Origin of the sequence: Aureimonas endophytica (assembly GCF_014642635.1) — a bacterium.
GTDB lineage: Bacteria > Pseudomonadota > Alphaproteobacteria > Rhizobiales > Rhizobiaceae > Plantimonas > Plantimonas endophytica.
In genome coordinates this window covers 110,118-131,137 of record NZ_BMIQ01000001.1, presented here as the reverse complement: position 1 = coordinate 131,137, position 21,020 = coordinate 110,118, and the positions used below count along the sequence as shown (strand labels likewise).

The window sequence follows — 21,020 nt, the reverse complement described above, 5'->3', positions numbered from 1 at the left end:
ATGTTGAGCCTAGCCTTTATCCTCACGCTCTACATTCAGGCGAGCGACAATTCCTTCGAAACGAAGACGATGCTGTTTCGCGACAATCGGCTGTGCCAGGAACAGGGCGCGGAACTCGTGGACCTTGCGCTGACCACGAAGTCGAAGAGCGGCAAGACGGTCCGTTCCGCGTGGTTCAACTGCGCGCCGGTGCGCGGCAAGGCGCCGTCACGCGGCGTCGCCGGCTGAGGCGGACCCCGCCGGAAGCTCTGCGCCCTCTTCCGGACCGTTGCCGGCCCCGCGCCGGCGGTCGGTCCGGCGCAGCCAGCTCGGCAACACCCCGGCGGCAGCCAGCGCGGCGGCGAGCCAGAGCGCGGCTTCCGTGCGATAGTCCGGCAGCAGGCCGAAGATCACCGCCAGCACCGCGACGCCCATCGACTGGCCGACGAGCCGGGCGCTGGACTGGATGCCGCTCGCCCCGCCGCTGCGCTCGCGCGGCGCGCTGGTGATCAGCACCTTGTTGTTCGGCGTCTGGAACACGCCGAAGCCGAAGCCGGCGAGGACGAGCCGCCAGATGAGATCGGCATCGCTCGGCGCCGCCGGTAGGAGCGCCAGCGAGACGAGGCCGGCCGAGAACAGCGCCAGCCCGACCGCGCAGAGCTTCGCCGGATCGAAGCGATCGGCGAGCCGCCCGGTGATGAAGGCGGCGGTCGCGGTCGCGATCGGCCAGGGCGTCATCAGAAGCCCGGTCTCGGAAGCGGAACGGCCGAGACCGTCATGGAGGAAGAAGGGCAGCGAGACGAAGGCCATGGCCTGCGCGCTGAAGGAACAGACGGAAGTGACGGCCGACAGCGCGAAGATCGGCAGGCGCAGAAGGTCGACCGGCAGCATCGGCGCCGGCTGGCGCAGCTGGTGCCGCACGAAGACGATGCCGATCACGATGCCGGCGGCGATCTGGCCAACCGCGATCGCCAGGCCCTCCGAATGGCCGAGCCCGTTGACGCCCGAGATCGCGAGGCCGAAGGTCGCGGCGCTGAGCACGGCGCTGACGAGATCGAAGCGGCGCTTGGCGCGCGGTGTCGCCGGCAGGGTCATCGCGCCGACGACGAGCGCCAGAAGGCCGATCGGCAGGTTGATCAGGAACAGGGCCTGCCAGGGCGCGACGGCGAGGATCGCGCCGGCGATCGAGGGGCCGGCGGCCGAGGACACTCCGACCATCATGGCGACATAGCCGACGGCCCGGCCGATCATGGCATGGGGAAAGATGAAGCGGACGAGCGCGATGTTGATGCTCATCACTCCGGCCGCGCCGAGGCCCTGGAGCGCGCGCGCCGCGACGAGCGCGGGCAGGGAATCGGAGAGCGCGCAGCCGAGCGAGGCCAGCGTGAAGAGGCCGAGCCCGCCGAGATAGACGCGCCGGTAGCCGACGATCTCGCCGAGGCTGGCGAGCGGCAGGAGCACCATGGTGACGGCGAGCTGATAGGCGTTCACCACCCAGATCGCGTCCACCGGGCGGATGTTCAGCTCGCGGGTGATGGGCGGCAGTGCGATATTGGCCACGGCGCTGTCGAGAACCGCCACGAAAAGCGCGAGCGCCACCGTCGCGAAAGCGAAGGAGCGCTGCGGTTGGGGAAGACCGTCTTGCATGTCAGTCGTCTGCGATGGGGCTGTCCGGGCCCTGCCCGGCCCAGCCGCGGGAATGCGGAACGATGCGTTTCCGCTGGGAGGATGCGACGCCGGGAGGACCGCGAGGCGGCGATGGCGCGAAGCCTCCCTTACGCCCCCGTCTCGCTCGACGCAAAAACTCTCTGCCGCGAATGCGAAGCCGGCTGCCGAAGCCGCCGGACATCGGCGCCTCAAGGCCTCAATGCGTCCGGGTCGCCTCAGCCAAGCTGGCGCCGGCCGCGACGCGATCGCGATATTGCTGGTCGATCACCGGCAGCGGCTCGCCCTTGATCGTCGCCTCGAAGCCGCGCAGGCGCTTGTGGATCGACAGGAGCTCCACGATCGTCGGCCAGGAATTGACGAGATACTGGAAGGAGCCGCGCACCTGGTCGAAGGCGCCGGTGATCTGGTTCAGCGTGCCGAGCGTGATGCTGCCGGCGACGATCGCCGGGCCGAGAACCAGATAGGGAAAGACGTTGTCGATCTGGAGATAACCGATCCGCGCGATGTTGAAATAGACATAGTGGAAGTAGAGGCGGAAATAGTTCTGCCGGACATTGTGGAAGAGCGCCGCCACGGTCGGCGGCTGGGCGGCGCGCGGATCGTCCTCGCCATAGACGAGTTCCTTGCGATAGGCGGCCTCGACGCGCTGGTTCTTGAATTCCAGCCCCGGCAGCTTGAAGCCGACAAGCGCCAGGAAGGCGGTGCCGAAGGCGGCCCAAAGCAGCGCCGCCGAGACGAGCGGATGCGGCACCGCGCCGAGGATCGGCAGTTCGGTGACGTTTTCCGACAGGCGCATCAGCACCGGCAGGAAGGCGATCAGCGTCATCACCGCGTCGATCAGGCTGACGCCGAGCGTCTCCATAGTGGTGGAGAAGCGCATCGTGTCTTCCTGCACGCGTTGCGAGGCGCCCTCGACGCTGCGCAGCTTCTCCCAATAGGCCATGTAATAGTCGTTCATCGCCGTGCGCCACCGGAAGATGAAGTGGCTGACGAAGAAGCGCGTCAGCGCGCCGATCGCCACGGCGACCAGCGCGATCTCGAGAAAGGTCGCGATCTGGGCATAGAGCTGGCCGAGCGTCACCTCGCCGCTCTTCGACACGGCTGCCTGGATGAGATTGTAGAAGGGCCCGTACCAGTCGTTGATCGCGACGCTGACCTGCACCTGGAAATAGGTGACGAAGAGGATGAGCGCCGAGCCGAGCACCGACCATCGCGCCCAGGGGTGAGGCGCATAGACGCGCCAGAAGGCATGGAAGAGCCCGACGGCGACGCCGAAATAGAGGTAGAACCAGAGGAACGGTCCCGACCAGAACAGCGAGACGCCGATGAAGGATTCGGCGCCCTCCGCCGGCGCGCCGAAGCCGAGACTCGCGCCGAGATCGCGGATCGCGCCGTACCAGGCGAGGACGCAGATCAACGTCCAGCCGATGGCCGACAGGAAGAACGGCTTCGGACTGGGAAAGAAAGATCGGAACATGGGCCGCCACCCGCAGAACTGCGTCTCGTGGCGGCTCCCTTAGCCCGTCTTCGGCTGAAGTGTCAGTGAACTCGCGGTAATCATTCAGCCGAAGAGGAAATCGCCGATCAGCTTGACGTTCAGCCCAGCGATGACGAAGGCGATCAGCAGGGCCAGCGCGCTCAGCCAGCGCGGCGCGACGAGGGCTCCGAGCTTCGTCCGGCTGGCGGTGAAGGCGACGAGCGGAAACACCGCGAAGGAGAGCTGGAGGCTGAGAACGACCTGGGTCAGCACCAGAAGCTCGGCCGTGCCGCTTTCGCCATACCAGAGCGTGACGAGCGCCGCCGGGATGATGGCGAGGAGACGGGTGACGAGACGCCGGAGCCAGGGCGCGATCTTGATCTGAAGGAAGCCTTCCATGACGATCTGGCCGGCCAATGTCGCCGTGACGGTGGAGTTGAGGCCGCAGCAGAGCAGCGCGATGCCGAAGAGCGTCGGCGCGATCGCGGCCCCGAGGATCGGCGCGAGCAGGCTATGCGCCTCGCCGAGCTCGGCGATCTCGGTCCGGCCGGTGCCGTGGAAGGCGGAGGCGGCGAGGATCAGGATCGAGGCGTTGACGAGCAGCGCGAAGCAGAGCGCGATGGTCGAGTCCCAGGTGGCGAAGCGCAGCGCCTGGCGCTTTTCGTCCAGCGTCTCGCCATAGGCCCGCGTCTGCACGATGCCGGAATGGAGATAGAGATTGTGCGGCATCACGGTCGCGCCGAGAATGCCAAGCGCCAGATAGAGCATCTGCGGGTTCTGGACGATCTCGACCGTCGGCGCGAAGCCCCGCATCACCGCGCCCCAGTCGGGATCGGCCAGCGCGATCTGCACCGTGAAGCAGACGGCGATCACCGCGAGCAGCGTCATGATGAAGGCTTCCACCCAGCGGAAGCCGAGCTTCTGGAGATAAAGGATCAGGAACACGTCGACGGCGGTGAGGATCACGCCGATCTCCAGCGGCAGGCCGAAGATGAGATTGAGGCCGATGGCGGTGCCGACGACCTCGGCGATGTCGGTCGCGACGATGGCGATCTCGGCCAGGAACCAGAGCGGATAGGACACGAAGCGCGGATAGGCGTCGCGGCAGGCCTGGGCGAGGTCGCGGCCGGAGCCGATGGCGAGCCGGGCGCAGAGCGATTGCAGGACGATCGCCATGATGTTCGACAGAAGCGCGATCGACAGGAGCGTGTAGCCGAAGGCCGAGCCGCCGGCGATCGAGGTCGCCCAGTTGCCGGGGTCCATGTAGCCGACCGCGACGAGATAGCCGGGCCCCAGAAAGGCGAAGGCCTTGCGCCAGGGCGGGCCGTCCTTGGCGACGGCGATCGTGCGATGCACGTCGAGAAGCGACCCCTCGCCTCCCGACCGGCGCCAGCCGTCGGCCTCGGAACAGGTCTCCACCGCTTGCGTCATCGCTCGATCCCTCACCCTCGCCGCAAAAGAATGGCGCTCGGCATAAGGTTTGTCCAGTGACAAACTTTGCTCGAAGCGAAGCGATCCGCTAGGAACGCGCGATCGAAGCGGATGCGACGAAGCGGATGGACGACGAGGAGCGGCGACCTGCGCGGGATGCCGAGCGCTTCGCGCGCGTGCGGCAGGCGAACCAGCAGGAACTCGCCGAGGACTATGTCGAGATGATCGCCGATCTCATCGACCAGCAGGGCGAGGCGCGCGCCGCCGACCTCGCGGATCGCTTCGGCGTGTCGCCGGGCACCGTGGCCCGCACCATCCAGCGCCTCGCGCGCGACGGGCTGGTGGAAAGCCTGCCCTATCGCTCGATCTTCCTCACCGAGCGCGGCCGCCGGATGGCGATCGCGGCGCGCGAGCGCCATCGCCTCGTTCACGACTTCCTGGTCGCGATCGGGGTCAGCGAGGCGGCCGCGGAACTGGATGCGGAAGGGATCGAACACCATGTCGGCGAGGAAACGCTGGCGGCCTTCCGGCGTTTCCTCGCCGCGACATAGTGCGGCGCAGCAACAGTCGGCGCGATCCGGTGGCGCGCCCGTGCTTTGCGGGTGACGAATTGCTCACTGCGATGGAACGATAAAGGACGAAAAACCTTTCGGCTTCGCCATTCGTGAGCGGAGCCCGCCCCAGTGAACATTCAGCTTCCGTCCGTCAACCTGAAGCCCTTCAGCGCCAAGCCGGCGGTCCGGCGGTCGCGCATCGAGGAAGGCCGCCCCTTTCCGCTCGGCGCGACCTGGGATGGGCTCGGCGTCAATTTCGCGATCTTTTCCGCCCATGCCACCAAGGTCGAGCTCTGCATCTTCGACCAGGAGGGCACGACGGAACTCGAGCGCATCGAGCTGCCGGAATATACGAACGAGATCTTCCACGGCTATCTGCCGGAAGCGCGGCCCGGCCTCACCTATGGCTACCGCGTCCACGGCCCCTACGAGCCGGACAACGGCCACCGCTTCAACCCCAACAAGCTCCTGCTCGACCCCTATGCCAAGCAGCATATCGGCGAGGTGAAGTGGGACCACGCCCTCTTCGGCTACACGATCGGCCACAATGACAAGGACCTGTCCTTCGACGAGCGCGACAGCGCCGCCTTCGTGCCGAAATGCCGCGTCATCGATCCCGCCTTCACCTGGGGCGACGAGAAGCGGCCGAACACGCCCTGGGAACAGACGATCTTCTACGAGACCCATCTGAAGGGCTTCACCGAGCGCCATCCGGCCGTGCCGGAGGAGCATCGCGGCACCTTCCTCGGCATGCTGAACCGCGACGTCATCGGCTATATCAAGAGCCTCGGCGTCACCGCCGTCGAGTTCCTGCCGATCCACTCCTTCGTGGACGACAGCTATCTCGTCGAGAAGGGCCTGCGGAACTACTGGGGCTACAACACGATCGGCTTCTTCGCTCCGGAGCCGCGCTATTGCGCGACGCCCTTCATCGGCGAGTTCAAGGAGATGGTGTCGCAGTTCCACCATGCCGGGCTCGAAGTGATCCTCGACGTCGTCTACAACCACACGGCCGAGGGCAACGAGCTCGGGCCGACGATCTCCTTCAAGGGCATCGACAACGCCACCTATTATCGCCTGCTGCCCGACCAGAAGCGCTACTACATCAACGATACGGGCACCGGGAACACCGTGAATACCAGCCATCCGCGCGTGATGCAGATGGTGACGGATTCGCTGCGCTATTGGGCGGAGGAATGCCGCGTCGACGGCTTCCGCTTCGACCTCGCCACCATCCTCGCCCGCGAGCCGAACGGCTTCGACGAGGAGTCGAGCTTCCTCCATGCCTGCATGCAGGACCCGCTCCTCGCCTCGGTGAAGCTCATCGCCGAGCCTTGGGACTGCGGTCCGGGCGGCTATCAGGTCGGCCGCTTCCCGCCGGGCTGGGCGGAGTGGAACGACGGCTATCGCGACACGATCCGCTCCTTCTGGCGCGGCGACGAGGGCAAGATCCCGGCCGTCGCCGACAAGATCACGGCCTCGGCCGGCATCTTCAACCGGCGCGGCCGCAAGCCCTGGGCGACGGTGAACTTCATCACCGCCCATGACGGTTTCACGCTGCACGACCTCGTCTGCTACAACGACAAGCACAACGAGGCGAATGGCGAGGACAATCGCGACGGCCATTCGCACAATCTCTCGAACAATTACGGCGTCGAGGGGCCGACCGAGGACGAGGAGATCACCGAGATCCGCTACCGGCAGCTGCGCAACTTCTTCGCGACGCTGCTCTTCTCGCGCGGCACGCCGATGATCCTGGCCGGCGACGAGTTCGCCCGCACGCAGGGCGGCAACAACAACGCCTATGCGCAGGACAACGAGATCGGCTGGGTCGACTGGGAGGTGACGGACGAGAGCCGCGATCTGGCGGAATTCGTCCAGAAGCTGATCCTGCTCCGCCAGTCGCTGCCGATGCTCCGGCGCGGTCAGTTCCTCACCGGCGGCTACGACGAGGAACTGGGCGTGAAGGACCTCGCGTGGATCACGCCGGCCGGCGTCGAGTTCGATCAGAAGAACTGGGCCGATGGCGGCGCGCGCTGCTTCGGCATGCTGCTCGACGGGCGCGCCCAGGCCAGCGGCATCCGCCGTCCGGGCCTCGACGCGACGATGCTGATCGTGATGAACGCCCATTACGACGTGGTGAACTTCAAGCTGCCGGAAGCGCGCGGTGGCGAGCGCTGGCACTGCGTCATCGACACCAATCTGCCCGACCGCTCGGAGCTCGTGCCCTTCGACTTCGGCTCGGAATATATGGTGACGGGACGCTCCTTCCTGATCTTTGTGCTGGAGCCGGTGGACGACGAGGAGAACGCGGCGGCGCAGCGCTCCTTCGCCCATATCTCGCGCGGCTTCGCCAAGGCGGCGGCCAATACCGTTCACTTCTGGAACGGCCGCTGATCGCTTCCGATCGCGACAGCGAAAACCAAAGGGCCCGGCACTGCGCCGGGCCCTTTTTCATGTGCCGGGGCGTCGCCCGCGCTGACGCCTGCCGGCGCCGGCGCCGGCGCCGGCGTCAATGCGCCCCTCCGCCTCCGCCTTCCCCGAGCTTGATGTTCTTCAGGATCAGCGCCAGCGGCACGGCGCAGAGCGAGATGAGCATCAGCGTGTAGAAGACGTCGATATAGGCAAGAAAGCCGCGCTGCGTGTCGACCTGCCGGCCGATGAAGGCGATGGCCTGCGACTGCGCTTCCGGCAGCGTCGCGCCGCGTTGCGCGAAATATTGGGTCAGCGATTGCAGGGTCTGCTGATAGGCGGGCTCGGTCGGCACGACATGCTCGACGAGGCGGCTCTGATGCCATTGCTCGCGATGGGCAAGCACATTCGACGCGATCGAGACGCCGATCGACCCGCCCGTATTGCGCGCGCCGTTGAGGAGCGCGGAGGCTTGGTCGGTCTGGTCCGGCCGCAGGCCGAAATAGGAGGCCGAGGTGATCGGGATGAAGATCAATGGCAGGCCGAGACCGATATAGATGCGCGACTCGGCGAAGAACCAGAAGTTGAGGTCGCCATAGACCCGCGTCAGGTCCCACATGGCCGCCGCGATGATCGCCGCGCCGAGCGCGATCAGATATTTCGGCTGCACATGCGAGGAGAGCCGGCCGACCATGAACATCATCATCATGGTGACGAGACCGCCCGGCGACAGCGCGAGACCGGCCCAGGTGGCGGTATAGCCGTAGAATTCCTGCAGGAGCTCCGGCAGGAACTGGGTGGTCGAGATCAGGATGGCGCCGGTCGCGCCCATCACGATGAAGCAGGAGCCGAACTGCCGCTGGCCGAGTAGGCGCGCGTCGAGCACCGGATTCTCCTTGGTGAGGAGCCAGGGGATCGACAGAAGGAAGGCCAGCGCGCAGATCGCCGAGACGACGATGATGAAGGTCGAGTTGAACCAGTCGTCGGTCTGGCCGCGATCCAGCACCACTTCGAGCGCGCCGAGGAAGATCGCGACGAGCGCGAAGCCGACGATGTCGAAGCGGATGCCCTTGCGACGGAGTTCCGCCCGCTCCTTGCGCAGCGAGTCCGGCTCCTTCACCAGGAACCAGACGAGCGCGAAGGCGAAGACGCCGACCGGGCCGTTGATCAGGAAGCACCAGTGCCAGGAATAGTTGTCGGAGAGGTAGCCGCCGAGCGTCGGCCCGATCACCGGCGCGACGACGACGGCGACGCCGAACAGCGCGAAGGCCTGCCCGCGCTTGGCGGGCGGAAAGCTGTCGGCGAGGATCGACTGCGAGACCGGCACCATGCCGCCGCCGGCAAAGCCCTGGATGACGCGGAAGAGCAGCAGGGATTCGAGGTTCCAGGCTAGGCCGCAGAGGATCGAGGCCAGCGTGAAGGTGGCGAGGCAGGCGAGATAGAAGGATCGCCGCCCGTAGCGCTTGGCGATGAAGCTCGACGCGACTAGCACGATCGCGTTGGAGACGAGATAGGTGGTGACCACCCAGGACGCCTCGTCGGAACTGACGCCGAGACCGCCCGAGATGTAGCGCAGGGCGACATTGGCGATCGTCGTGTCCAGGACCTCCATGAAGGTCGCCAGCGACACGACGAGCGCGATGAGCCAGGGATTGGTGCCGCCGGTCGCGCCGCCGGCGGCGCTCTCCGCGCTCGCCATGTCAGTGCCGCGGCCGAACGGTGGCGGTCGGCACGACCGACATGCCAGGGCCGATCGAGACGTCGGTCGGCCAGTTGTCGACGACGATCTTCACCGGCACGCGCTGCGTGACCTTGACGTAGTTGCCGGTGGCGTTCTCCGCCGGCAGCAGCGAGAAGGCGGTGCCGGAGCCCGGCTGCACCGAATCGATATGGCCCTTCAGCGGATGGTCGGGATAGGCGTCGATGCGAATATCCACCGGCTGGCCGGGCCGCATGTCGGTGATCTGGGTTTCCTTGAAATTGGCCGTCACCCATTTCTCGTCCGGCACGAACATCGAAACGCTCTGGCCGGCATCGATGAACTGGCCCTTGGCGCCGGAAAGGCGGGCGACGCGCCCGGGCTGGGCGGCGACCACGGTCGTATAGGCGAGGTTCTGCTCCGCCTCCTCCACCTGCGCCTCGGCCTGATGCAGGCTCGCGACGGCGCTGGCCCGCTGGGCCTCGGCGGAGGAGACGTTCTTCGTGGCCGAGGCGAGGCCGGCCAGCGCTTCCTGGAAGCTGCCCTGCCCCTGCAACAGGTTCGAGCGCGCCTGCTGCGCCGCCTGGACCGTCCCGGCGCCGGACTTCACCAGCGCGTCCTGCCGGCTCGCCTCGTCCTGCGAAAATTGCAGCGCCGCCTGGGCGGAGCTGACCTGCGCCTTCGCCTGTTCGACGGCGGCCTTGCTGGCGGCGATCTGCGCATCGGCGTTGCGGATGCCGGCATTGGCCGATTCCACCTGTGCCTTCGCCTGGTCGAGCGCGATCTGATAGTCGCGCGGCTCGATCTTCAGGATCACGTCCCCGGCCTTGACATGCTGGTTGTCCGTGACGGGAACCTCAGTGACATAGCCGGAGACCTTCGCGGCGACGGAGAACTGGCGCGCATCCACGAAGGCGTCGTCGGTCGTCTCATAGGGATAGAAGAAGGTCAGCCACAGGAAATAGCCGCCGACCGCCGCCGCGACGAGAAGAACGAGGCCGACGACGATCGCCACCGGATGGCGCCGGATAAACGAGCGCTTCGGCTCCTGCCGCTCGTCCGCCTGCTCCTCGGGCTCGGCCTTCGCACCGTTGTCGTCCTCGGTGTCGGTTTTCGTCTCGTTTGTCTTCGACTTCGCCTTAGCGACCGCGTCGCGCTGCCAGTCGTCCAGCCGCGTCCCGTCCTCGGGCGCCATCTTGTCGCGAGCGGTTTCGTCGTCGTCGGGCAGGCGCTGATCGTCGGGCATCGTCGTCTTTCCGGTGGCCGGCAACGAAGACACGGCCCAAAATCGAACTCATCAGTTCAGTGCGACATAGATCGCGCGGCGCGGGCAGGAAGGGGGACGGCCCGAAACCCGCCGGCATGCGGCCGAAGCCCGCAGGACGCAAACAAGCTAGTCGCGACGCGATCGCCTTTTCCCGTCTCGCTTCGCCGCGCTATGGGATTCCATTCTTCAGGCTCGACGGCGGTCGCGCCCGCCCTGTCGCAGACCGGTTCGATGCCCGATCCGTTTCACCAGCACCTGCTCGATGCCAATCGCAGCTTCGTCGACCAGATCCGCGTCGCGGATCAGAAGGCGGCCTATATCTTCACCTTCGTGCTCGCCCTGATGGTCTGGTCGGCGGAAACCCGGCGGGCCGTGAACCTGAAGCAGCTGATGGTCGCCGATCCGGCTGTCCTCGTTCTGTCGCTGGTGCTGCTCGCCTCGCTGGTCACGGCGCTCTGCGCCGCGATCTGCGTCGTGCTACCGCGTTCGCGGCCGGGTGTCAGCGTCTTCTACTGGGGCGCCTGGCCGGATGCCGGCCAGCGCCTGCGCGCCGCCTGGTGCGAAAGCGACAACGCCTTCATCGCCGACGACCTGATGCGCAACACCGAGACGCTGGCGCTGATCTGCCAGGCGAAATATCGCCTCGTCATCCTCGCCTTCCGCTCGCTTCTCGTCGTCGTCGGCGCCTATATCGGCCTTCTCCTCCTGCCGAACTGACGCGAAACGGAGCGAGGCGCGATAGCGCCCGCGCGCCTCCGCGCTAGTTCCGCCTGCAATCGGCGGCGCAGGCGGGGCGGACGATGCTCGATCTCTGGTACAAGAACGCGGTCATCTACTGTCTCGACGTCGATTCCTTCTTCGACTCGGACGGCGACGGCATCGGCGACTTCCGGGGCCTCGCCGACCATCTCGACCATATCGAGGCGCTCGGCGCGACATGCATCTGGGTCCTGCCCTTCTACCCTTCGCCCAATTGCGACAACGGCTACGACATCGCCGACTATTACGGCGTCGATCCCCGCTACGGCTCGCTCGGCGAGTTCGTCGACTTCATCCAGGCGGCGAAGGATCGCGGGCTGCGCGTCATCGTCGATCTCGTCGTCAACCATTCCTCGATCGACCATCCCTGGTTCCAGGCGAGCCGGGCCGATCCGACCGGGCGCTATGGCGACTGGTATGTCTGGTCGAAGGAGAAGCCGGCCGATGCCGACAAGGGCATGGTGTTCCCGGGTGTCCAGAAGACCACCTGGACCTATGACCGCAAGCGCCAGGAATATTACTTCCACCGCTTCTACGACCACCAGCCGGATCTCAACATCGCCAATCCGGCGGTGCGCGAGGAGATTCAGCGCATCATGGGCTTCTGGCTGGCACTCGGCGTCTCCGGCTTCCGCATCGACGCCGCGCCCTTCATCCTGGAGGATCTGAAAAAGATCCACGGCGCGGATCCGCATGCCTATCTGGCCGAGCTCCAGCATTTCCTGTCCTGGCGCGAGGCGGAGGCGATGCTGCTCGCCGAGGCCAATATCACCATGGAAGAGGCCGCCGACTATTTCGGCAGCGGCGACCGCCTGCATGTGATCTTCAACTTTCCGCTGAACCAGAAGCTCTTCCTCGCCTTCGCCCGCGAAGACGCGACGCCCGTGCGGGACTTCCTGAAGGCTCTCCCCGAACTTCCGATGGTCGGTCAATGGGCCACCTTCCTGCGCAATCACGACGAGATCGATCTCGGCCGACTGGCGCCGGATGAGAAGGCGGAGGTCTTCGCCGCCTTCGGCCCCGACAAGGCGATGCAGCTCTACGATCGCGGCCTGCGCCGGCGCCTCGCGCCGATGCTCGGCGGCGACGAGCGGCGGATTGCCATGGCCTTCAGCCTGATGCTCGCCCTGCCCGGCACGCCGGTGATCTGGTATGGCGACGAGATCGGCATGGGCGAGAACATGGCGCTGCCGGAACGCGACCCGGTGCGCATTCCCATGCAATGGCACCCGCGCGGCCATGGCGGCTTCTCGGCGGCGGAGCCGGCGAAATGGGTGCGCGCGCCGATCCCGGACGGGCCCTTCGCCCATCCCTTCGTCAATGCCGAGGCGCAGCGCACCGATCCGAACTCGCTCTTCTCGACCATCCAGCGGCTGATCCGCATCCGACGCTCCTGCCGCGAGATCGGCTGGGCGGAGGCCGAGGTGGTCGAGACCGAGGACCCGGCGACCCTGGCGCTCCTGTCCGAATGGCGTGGCGGCAGCGTGCTGACGCTTCACAATCTCTCCGACCGGCCGGTCATGATCGATATCGGTGCCAGCGTCGGCGAAGGCCGGGCGGCGCATGATCTGCTGCGTCAGAACGGCGAATTGCGTCGCGCTGAGGACGGCCGATGCCTGCTGCGCCTCGCGCCCTACGGCTTCGAATGGCTGCGGATCGAACAGGAAACCGACACCCGCAAGGGTTGATCAGGCTCGTCGTTCAGGCGAAGCTTCCTTCGCCGGAGCCTTTCGCTTCGGCGGCAAGGAAGGAGGTGAGGCATGTGAGACTTCGGAAGGTGACGCTTCGGATCAGCCTGTTCGGTTGCACCCTGACACTGACCTGGAGCTAAGCCCAAAGGGGCCGGCGCGAATGCCGGTCCCGCCGAAGGCGAGGCTGCCTCACCCCCTTCGACCTTGAGAATAGCATATCGGACGCGAAGTTCCAGCGGCGCGCACGCATGAGGCGAGAACGACCGCCGGCATGGACCATGCCTTTCGGCCCCACTATAGTCCGCGTCCGATAGGGAGTTCCGACATGAGCCTCGCGCATGCGTCCAGCCCCGCGCCCTTGGTGCGCGCCGCCTTCGACTGGGCCGATCCGCTACTTCTCGGCGCCGAACTGTCCGAGGACGAACGGCTGATCTTCGAGACCGCCCGCGACTTCGCCGAGGAACGGCTGCGGCCGCGCATCGTCGAGGCCTATGCGAACGAGACGGTGGAACCGGAACTATTCCGCGAGATGGGCGAACTCGGCCTTCTCGGCGTCACGCTGCCGGAGGACTACGGCTGCGCCGGCGCCTCCTATGTCGCCTATGGTCTCGTCGCCCGTGCCGTCGAGATGGTGGATAGCGGCTACCGCTCGATGATGAGCGTCCAGTCCTCGCTCGTCATGTATCCGATCTATGCCTATGGCGACGAGACGCAGCGCCGCAAATATCTGCCGAAGCTCGCCAAGGGCGAATGGATCGGCTGCTTCGGCCTGACCGAGCCCGATGCGGGCTCCGACCCGGCCGGCATGAAGACGCGCGCCGAGAAGGTCGAGGGCGGCTATCGTCTCCATGGCGCCAAGATGTGGATCTCCAACTCGCCGATCGCCGATGTCTTCGTCGTCTGGGCGAAGTCGGCGGCGCATGACGGCCAGATCCGTGGCTTCATTCTCGAAAAGGGCATGCCGGGCCTCTCCGCTCCGAAGATCGGCGGCAAGCTCTCCTTGCGCGCCTCGGTGACGGGCGAGATCGTGATGGACGGCGTCGTGGTGCCGGAAGAGAACCTTCTGCCCAACGTGTCGGGCCTCAAGGGGCCGTTCGGCTGCCTCAACCGGGCGCGCTACGGAATTTCCTGGGGCGTGATGGGCGCGGCGGAGGACTGCTGGAAGCGCTCGCTCGCCTATGTCCTGGAGCGGCGCCAGTTCAATCGCCCCCTCGCCGCGACGCAGCTCGTCCAGAAGAAGCTGGCGGACATGCAGACCGAAATCGCGCTCGGGCTCCAGGCCTCGCTCCGCGTCGGCCGGCTCTTCGACGAGGGCAAGGCCGCGCCGGAAATGATCAGCCTCATCAAGCGCAACAATTGCGGCAAGGCGCTCGACATCGCCCGCACCGCCCGCGACATGCATGGCGGCAACGGCATCATGGGCGAGTATCATGTCATGCGCCACCTCCAGAACCTCGAGACGGTCAATACTTACGAGGGCACGCATGACGTGCACGCCCTGATCCTGGGCAAGGCCCAGACGGGACTTCAGGCCTTCGCCTGAGCACCCGCCTCCCGCGCATCCGCAAGATCGGCGACAGTTCACTGAGCGATAAGGTCGCCGGTTTTGGCTTGGAGAGCTGCGATGCGAGTTGGCGAATCCCTGTTCCGGCCCCGGCCGGACACGTCGCGCGATCGTGGCGGCGATGAAGCCGCCGCTCTCGTATTCGAAGCGCGGCGCGAGAACGCCGCGCCGACGGCGGCTCCGGCTTCGGCGCCCGTCTCCTCCGACGGCTCGTCCACGCGCGCCCTGACCCGGACGCTCGCTGGCATGGACGTCGAGTCCCGCGCCACCAAGGCTAAGGCGAGCGGCGAGACGGCGGTGGTGGAATTCGGCAAATGGGCGAAGATGTCGCCCGCCGAGCGCATTCGCGCGCAGATCCTCCATCGGCACGATCTGACGGAAGAATCGCTGAAGGCGCTGCCGAAGGAGGAGCGCGAGGCGATCGAGACGGAGATCCGCGAGGCGATCAAGCGCGCCTATGGCGTGAAGGAGAAGACCGGCCACGAGGAGTCGGCGCCGGACCTCACCGGTCCGGTCGAAGTCTCGCCCGCCTGAGCCGATCCCGTCGGCGCGCCGATCTCACGCCACCAGCGCGTCGGGCCGGGTGCGGCGGAAGGCGCGTCCGTCCGGGCCGAAGACATGCAGGGCCTCCGGCGCCGCCGCCAGCGATACCGTCTCGCCGCGCCGGACCGGGCTTTCGCCGTCGAGCTTGGCGACGATCGGCTCCTTGCCGCCGACATCGACATAGACGAGCGTCACCTCGCCGAGCTTCTCGACGAGTTCGACCGTGCCGGAGAAGAGCGGCGCGCCGTTCGAAAGCGTCAGATCCTCCGGCCGCACGCCGAGCGTCGCCTTGCCGCCGCGCGCGCCGGCGGGAATTTCCACCGCCGTCGCCAGTCGGGCGCCGCTCGGCAGTTCCAGCCCGCCACCCTCGCCGATCCGCGCCTCGACGAAATTCATCGCCGGCGAGCCGATGAAGCCCGCGACGAAGAGATTGTCGGGATGGTGGTAGAGTTCCATCGGCGAGCCGACCTGCTCGACGCGGCCGCCATTCAGGACGACGATGCGGTCGGCGAGCGTCATCGCCTCCACCTGATCGTGCGTCACATAGATCATGGTCGTTGTCGGCATGGTCTCGTGCAGCTTGGCGATCTCGATCCGCGTCGCGACGCGCAGCGCCGCGTCGAGATTGGACAGCGGCTCGTCGAAAAGGAAGACCTTCGGATCGCGGGTGATGGCGCGGCCGATCGCGACGCGCTGGCGCTGGCCGCCCGACAGCTGCTTCGGCAGGCGGTCGAGATATTGGGTAAGCTGCAGCATCTCGGCCGCACGGCGGACGCGGCGGTCGATCTCGCCCTTGTCGGATTTGGCGAGCGTCAGGCCGAAGGCCATGTTCTCGTAGACCGTCATATGCGGATAGAGGGCGTAGGACTGGAACACCATGGCAATGCCGCGCTTGGCCGGCGGCAGCCCGTTCACCACCTGCCCGTCGATGGCGAAGGTGCCGCCGGTGATCTCCTCCAGCCCGGCGATGAGGCGCAGAAGGGTCGACTTGCCGCAGCCGGAGGGGCCGACGAAGACGATGAACTCGCCGGCGCGGATGTCGAGATCGACACCCTTGATCACGTCCACCGCCCCGAAGGACTTCTTCACCTTGGTGAGCTTCAGATCCGCCATCGCGCCTTCCCTCACTCCACAACCGATCTTGGAATATCGCCCGCCCGGCGGGTCAGCCCTTCACGCCGCCGGCGGTGAGGCCGGAAATGATCTTGCGCTGGAACACGAGCACCAGGACGATCAGCGGCACGGTGACGATGATCGACGCCGCCATGATGAGGCCCCAGGGAATCTCGAAGGACGAGCCGCCCGAAAGGAGCGCGATGGCGACGGGCACCGTGCGCTGGTCGTCGCCGGAGATGAAGGTCAGCGCGAAGAGGAACTCGTTCCAGGCGGCGATGAAGGCGAGCAGGCCCGTCGTCACCAGAGCCGGCCACATCAGCGGCAGGAAGACCTTCGTGATGATCGTCCAGGGCGAGGCGCCGTCGACGATCGCCGCCTCCTCGATCTCGATCGGCAGGTCGCGCATGAAGGTGGTGAGCACCCAGACCGTGAACGGCAGGGTGAAGATCATGTAGGAGAAGATCAAGGCGAGCGGCGTGTTGTAGATGCCGAAGAGACGGATGATCTCGAACAGGCCGGCCAGCACCGCGATCTGCGGAAACATCGAGACGGACAGCACCGTCAGGAGCAGAAGCCCCCGGCCGCGAAAGGAGATACGCGACAGCGCGAAGGCGGCGGTGAGGCCGAGTAGCAGCGACAGCGCCACGACGACGGTGGCGACGAGAACCGAATTCAGGAAGTTGCGCGGAAAGGTGCCGCTGCCGAGCACCGCCTGATAGTTGGCGAGCGAGAAGGCCTTCGGCAGATAGTCGATGGCGAAGAGCGCCGTGCCCGACTTCAGCGAGGTCATCACGGCATAGTAGAAGGGGAAGACCGCCTGGACGACGATCACGGCGACGAGAAGGTAGAAGCCTCCGGTCTTCAGCGCCTTGGTCGCGGTCATCAGCGGCCCTCCGAGCCGAGATCGACGCGCCCGAGCTTGATATAGGCGATCGTGATCAGCGCGATCGTCAGGAAGAGCAGGGTCGAGGCGGCCGAGCCATAGGCGAACTGGTCGAACTGGAAGAGGTTTTCCTGGGCGAAGACCGACATGGTCTTGGTCTGGTCATTGGCCGGCGTCAGCACGTAGATGAGGTCGAAGACCCGTAGGGAATCAAGCGCGCGGAAGATGATGGCGACCATCAGCGCCGGACGGATCAGCGGCAAAGTCACCTTCCAGAAGACCTTCACCGGATGGATGCCGTCGATCTTCGCCGCCTCATAGATGTCGCCCGGCACCATCTGGAGGCCGGCGAGGATCAGCAGCGCCATGAAGGGCGTCGTCTTCCAGACGTCGACGATGATCACCGCCCACATCGCTGTGTCGGGATTGGCGGTCCAGGCGATCGGCGCCGAGATCAGGCCGACGCGCATCAGCATGTCGTTGAGGATGCCGAACTGGTCGTTCATCATCCAGGCCCACATCTTAGCCGAGACGACGGTCGGGATCGCCCAGGGGATGAGCACGGCGGCGCGGACCAGGGCGCGGCCCCTGAACTCGGCATTGAGGACGAGGGCGACGACGAGGCCGAAGACGGTTTCCAGCGCCACGGAGACGAGGGTGAAGTAGACCGTGTTCCAGACGGCGCTCCACCAGCCGGGCTCGGCGAGAAGGCCGAAATATTCGCCCGTCCCGTCGCCGTAATCGACATATTCGAGATAGTTCGCGAAGCCGGTAAAGCCGGCACTGCCGAGCGTCGAGAGCTTGGCATCGGTGAAGGAGAACCAGATCGTGCGCACCAACGGCCAGCCGGCCGCCGCCGCGAGCACGACGAGCATCGGCGCGAGGAACAGCCAGGCGGAGCGGATCCGCTGCGACCGCAGTTCCGAGCGGCCCCGATAGATGCCGCTCTCATCGAGGGCCGTCCGCCCCGCCCTGTCTTCCGCCGATGTCAGCGCCATCGAAGCCTCCCGTCCCCGATGTACCGCCTTACCAACTGCTACCCTTCAGCCGTTTCAGCTTCGCTTCCAGCCGCTTCAGATTGCTTTCCGCCGTGCCGTTGCCGGCCAGCGTGTTGTTCACCGCCGTCCAGAACTCGCTGGAGACCTCGTTATATTTCGCCTTGGTCGGCGCCGAGGGGCGCGGCACGGCGGCGAGGAACACCTCGCGCCAGCGGGCGACGAGCGGCTGCTTCTCCTTGATCTCGGGATCGTCGTAGAGCGCCGGAATGGTCGGCAGGCGCGAATAGTTAATCGCGCGCAGCTTCTGCTCCTCCGCCGAGGACCAGAATTTCACGAAGGCCGCCGCCGCCTCCTGATGCTTGGAGAATTTCGAGATCGCGATGTTCCAGCCGCCGAGCGTCGCGGCGGAACTGCCGCCCTCGCCCGCCGGCAGCGGCACCACGTCGATCTTGCCCTTGATCGCGCTGTCGCCGCCATTGCCGAGCGAGAAGGCATAGGGCCAGTTGCGCATGAAGACCGCGTTGCCCGTCTGCCAGACGCCGCGCGCCTCCTCCTCCTTGTAGGACAGGACGCCGGGCGGCGCGATCGTGTTCACCCAGCTCTTCGCCGTCTCCAGCGCGGCCGCCGCCTTCGGATTGTTGATCGAGATCGTGCCGTCCGTCTCGACGATGCGACCGCCGCCGGAGGAGGCCACCCATTCGAGCCCGTCGCAGGTCAGGCCCTCATAGGGCGCGCCCTGGAACACGAAACCCCAGAGCTGGCCCTGGCCGGCGGCCCGTTCCTTGTCCTGGATCTCCTTGGCGGTCGCGGCCAGCTCCGCCCAGGTCTTCGGCGGCTGCTTGCCGTATTTCTCCAGAAGGTCCTTGCGATAATAGAGCGCCGGCGCATCGGCGAAGGTCGGCATGGCGACGAGCTTGCCGTTTACGGTCTGGCTCTCGATCACCGCCGGGATGTGCTTGCCGACCTCGTCGCCGACGAGCGGCTTCAGGTCGAGGAAGTAGTCGGCGAGCTGCGGCGCCCAGATGACGTCGGTGCGATAGACGTCGATATCCGAATTGCCGGCGGCGAGCCAAAGGCGGTACTGGCCGAACTGGTCGGTGGTGGAGGCCGGCAGCGTCACGATCTTGATCGTATGGCCGGTCTTCTCGGTGAAGCGCTTGCCGGCTTCCGTGAGCTCCTGAATATCCGTGCCGTTCGAGCCGGAGGCGACGGCCACCTCGTCGGCCGAGGCGATGCCGACCGCCAGAAGACTCGCGGCTCCGGTCAGGAGAAGCGTCAAACCTTTGAATACCACGGACATCCTCCCAGATGTGCTCGGCCGGCTCTGCTGCCATGTCGTCTCGAAGTGGCGGGCGACGGCGCGACTCCCGTTCGCGCTTCACGAGGCCTCCCACAACCTCAGGATGGAAGGGTGGCCGAACTTCCCCTCCCCGTCAATGAGAAGCTCGGCCTCGCCGCCGGCATTTCAAGGCCAGTCGCGCCGCGAGATGCCGAGCCTCTCGAATTCGGCGAAGGCCACGTCCAGCGACCCGCCGAGATCGATGGCGCGGCAGGCGTTCTCGACCACCACCACCTCGAAACCGGCGGCGCGCGCGTCGAAGGCCGTCCAGGCGACGCAGAAATCGAGCGCCAGACCAACGAGATAGAGACGCTTCGCGCCGCGCTCGCGGAGGTAGCTCGAAAGCCCGGTGACGGTGCTTCGATCGGCCTCAACGAAGCCCGAATAGCTGTCGACGCCGGGATGGAAGCCCTTGCGCACCACCATCTGGAAACGGTCCGTGTCGAGCGCCGGATGGAACTCCGCCCCCTGCGTCCTCTGGACGCAGTGGTCCGGCCAGAGCACCTGAGTGCCATAGGCGAGCTCGATCGTGTCGAAGGGCGCGCGCCCATGGGCGGAGGCAAAGGAGGCATGGCTGGCGGGATGCCAGTCCTGAGTCGCGACGACGATCGGGAAGCGGGCCATCATCGCGTTGATGGGCGAAATCAGCGCATCGCCGCCGGGCACCGCCAGCGCCCCGCCCGGACAGAAGTCGTTCTGCATGTCGACGACGATCAGCGCATCCGTCGCCGCGATCTCGAATCCCATCCTCGCCCCCATTCCCCGTGCGGTTTCGGCGCCCACCTAAGCGTTTCACGACGCGCCGCGCCAGAGCGGCGGCAAGCTGGCGGAGAGGCAATGGACGGTCGCAAGCTCTATCGCATGGGAATTCGCGGCCCAGGCCGGCTCGTCGGCTGGGCGTCGCATCTCGTCGGCACGCCGACGCTCCTCGTCCTTCTCGGCATTTCGGGCGCGATCGGCTTCTTCATCTTCCTCGCCGAGGACGTGGCGGAAGGCGAGACGCTGGCCTTCGACCGGGCCGTGCTCCTCGCCCTCCGCAATCCGCTCGATCCGCAGATGCCCTTCGGCCCCGGCTGGTTCCAGGAGCTGATGCGCGACTTCACCGGCTTCGGCAGCGTCGGCATCCTCAGCCTCGTGACGCTGGCGGCCGCGGGTCTCCTCTATATCCAGCACCAGCGGCGCTCGCTCTTCCTCACCATCGCGGCGATCGCGAGCGGCATGGTGGTCTCGTCGCTGCTGAAGGCCGGCTTCGACCGCCCCCGTCCCGACCTCGTGCCGCATGGCTCGATCACCTATACGGCGAGCTTTCCGAGCGGCCATGCCCTGCTCTCGGCCGTCACCTATCTGACGCTCGCCGCCCTCGTCGCCCGCGTCCAGCCGAGCCGGGGGCTGAAGGTCTATATCTTCGCGCTGGCGGCGCTTCTCACCATCGTCGTCGGCATCAGCCGCGTCTATCTCGGCGTCCATTGGCCGAGCGACGTCGCGGCGGGCTGGGCGGTCGGCAGCGCCTGGGCGCTGCTCTGGTGGCTGATCGCCCGCTGGCTGGAGCGGCGCGGCGTGGTGGAGCCCGAGCGGACCGAGCCGCAGGCCGCCGGCGAAACGCCCTCCTGAAAACGCGAAAGCCCCGCCCGATCGCTCGG

The 21,020-nt window shown here is 66.6% G+C and carries 18 protein-coding genes; 8 read left to right on the top strand and 10 right to left on the bottom strand.

Annotated features, from left to right (window positions below):
* Positions 1 to 3 precede the first annotated feature (3 nt).
* Entirely contained in the window at positions 4 to 228 is a 225-nt protein-coding gene (locus IEY14_RS00640; RefSeq protein WP_188906309.1) for a hypothetical protein, read from the top strand.
* Here the strand turns inward: IEY14_RS00640 and IEY14_RS00635 are convergent.
* The 3 genes from IEY14_RS00635 to IEY14_RS00625 form a co-directional block, all read right to left on the bottom strand.
* Positions 208 to 1,626, bottom strand: a complete 1,419-nt coding sequence (locus IEY14_RS00635) for an MFS transporter (protein WP_188906308.1) — start codon at positions 1,624 to 1,626, stop codon at positions 208 to 210. The genes IEY14_RS00640 and IEY14_RS00635 overlap by 21 nt on opposite strands.
* A gap of 217 nt (positions 1,627 to 1,843) precedes the next feature.
* Positions 1,844 to 3,124 (bottom strand): peptide antibiotic transporter SbmA, encoded by a 1,281-nt coding sequence (gene sbmA / locus IEY14_RS00630; RefSeq protein ID WP_188906307.1) that lies wholly within the window; start codon positions 3,122 to 3,124, stop codon positions 1,844 to 1,846.
* Between the two features lie 84 nt (positions 3,125 to 3,208).
* Entirely contained in the window at positions 3,209 to 4,555 is a 1,347-nt protein-coding gene (locus IEY14_RS00625; protein WP_188906306.1) for an Nramp family divalent metal transporter, read from the bottom strand.
* 125 nt (positions 4,556 to 4,680) lie between these two features.
* Between IEY14_RS00625 and mntR the strand changes: the two genes are divergently transcribed.
* Together mntR and glgX are read left to right on the top strand one after the other, a co-directional pair.
* The gene (mntR, locus tag IEY14_RS00620) at positions 4,681 to 5,106 is read left to right on the top strand and encodes a manganese-binding transcriptional regulator MntR (protein WP_188906305.1); all 426 of its coding nucleotides are present in this window, start codon (positions 4,681 to 4,683) and stop codon (positions 5,104 to 5,106) included.
* Positions 5,107 to 5,238: 132 nt separating this feature from the next.
* The gene (gene glgX / locus IEY14_RS00615; RefSeq protein ID WP_188906304.1) at positions 5,239 to 7,506 is read left to right on the top strand and encodes a glycogen debranching protein GlgX; all 2,268 of its coding nucleotides are present in this window, start codon (positions 5,239 to 5,241) and stop codon (positions 7,504 to 7,506) included.
* Positions 7,507 to 7,621: 115 nt separating this feature from the next.
* Here glgX and IEY14_RS00610 read toward each other — a convergent pair whose 3' ends face one another.
* Positions 7,622 to 9,220 (bottom strand): DHA2 family efflux MFS transporter permease subunit, encoded by a 1,599-nt coding sequence (locus tag IEY14_RS00610; protein ID WP_188906303.1) that lies wholly within the window; start codon positions 9,218 to 9,220, stop codon positions 7,622 to 7,624.
* A gap of 1 nt (position 9,221) precedes the next feature.
* On the bottom strand, positions 9,222 to 10,466 hold the full coding sequence (locus IEY14_RS00605) for an HlyD family secretion protein (RefSeq protein ID WP_188906302.1): 1,245 nt from the start codon (positions 10,464 to 10,466) through the stop codon (positions 9,222 to 9,224).
* Positions 10,467 to 10,718: 252 nt separating this feature from the next.
* On the opposite strand from IEY14_RS00605, the gene IEY14_RS00600 reads away from it, so the two are divergent.
* From IEY14_RS00600 to IEY14_RS00585, 4 genes are all read left to right on the top strand, one after another.
* Positions 10,719 to 11,204, top strand: coding sequence for a Pycsar system effector family protein (locus IEY14_RS00600; protein ID WP_188906301.1), 486 nt, complete (start codon positions 10,719 to 10,721; stop codon positions 11,202 to 11,204).
* 83 nt (positions 11,205 to 11,287) lie between these two features.
* A complete protein-coding gene (locus tag IEY14_RS00595) occupies positions 11,288 to 12,934 on the top strand; it encodes an alpha-amylase family protein (protein ID WP_188906300.1) in 1,647 nt (548 codons plus the stop codon).
* Between the two features lie 328 nt (positions 12,935 to 13,262).
* Positions 13,263 to 14,480, top strand: coding sequence for an acyl-CoA dehydrogenase (locus IEY14_RS00590; protein WP_188906299.1), 1,218 nt, complete (start codon positions 13,263 to 13,265; stop codon positions 14,478 to 14,480).
* Between the two features lie 81 nt (positions 14,481 to 14,561).
* Positions 14,562 to 15,035, top strand: a complete 474-nt coding sequence (locus IEY14_RS00585) for a hypothetical protein (protein ID WP_188906298.1) — start codon at positions 14,562 to 14,564, stop codon at positions 15,033 to 15,035.
* 24 nt (positions 15,036 to 15,059) lie between these two features.
* On the opposite strand, the gene IEY14_RS00580 is transcribed toward IEY14_RS00585, so the two are convergent.
* The 5 genes from IEY14_RS00580 to pncA form a co-directional block, all read right to left on the bottom strand.
* Positions 15,060 to 16,157 carry an ABC transporter ATP-binding protein gene (locus IEY14_RS00580; RefSeq protein WP_188906297.1) on the bottom strand — a complete coding sequence of 366 codons (1,098 nt, stop codon included), beginning with the start codon at positions 16,155 to 16,157 and terminating at the stop codon, positions 15,060 to 15,062.
* Between the two features lie 52 nt (positions 16,158 to 16,209).
* Positions 16,210 to 17,043, bottom strand: a complete 834-nt coding sequence (locus tag IEY14_RS00575; protein WP_188906296.1) for a carbohydrate ABC transporter permease — start codon at positions 17,041 to 17,043, stop codon at positions 16,210 to 16,212.
* A complete protein-coding gene (locus IEY14_RS00570) occupies positions 17,043 to 17,918 on the bottom strand; it encodes a carbohydrate ABC transporter permease (RefSeq protein WP_244639319.1) in 876 nt (291 codons plus the stop codon). The genes IEY14_RS00575 and IEY14_RS00570 overlap by 1 nt, the downstream gene beginning before the upstream one ends.
* Before the next feature lie 151 nt (positions 17,919 to 18,069).
* Positions 18,070 to 19,320: an ABC transporter substrate-binding protein gene (locus IEY14_RS00565; protein ID WP_373288923.1), complete on the bottom strand. Its 1,251-nt coding sequence runs from the start codon at positions 19,318 to 19,320 to the stop codon at positions 18,070 to 18,072.
* Positions 19,321 to 19,506: 186 nt separating this feature from the next.
* A complete protein-coding gene (pncA, locus tag IEY14_RS00560; protein ID WP_188906293.1) occupies positions 19,507 to 20,127 on the bottom strand; it encodes a bifunctional nicotinamidase/pyrazinamidase in 621 nt (206 codons plus the stop codon).
* Positions 20,128 to 20,217: 90 nt separating this feature from the next.
* Between pncA and IEY14_RS00555 the strand changes: the two genes are divergently transcribed.
* The gene (locus IEY14_RS00555) at positions 20,218 to 20,991 is read left to right on the top strand and encodes a phosphatase PAP2 family protein (RefSeq protein ID WP_188906292.1); all 774 of its coding nucleotides are present in this window, start codon (positions 20,218 to 20,220) and stop codon (positions 20,989 to 20,991) included.
* Positions 20,992 to 21,020 lie beyond the last annotated feature (29 nt).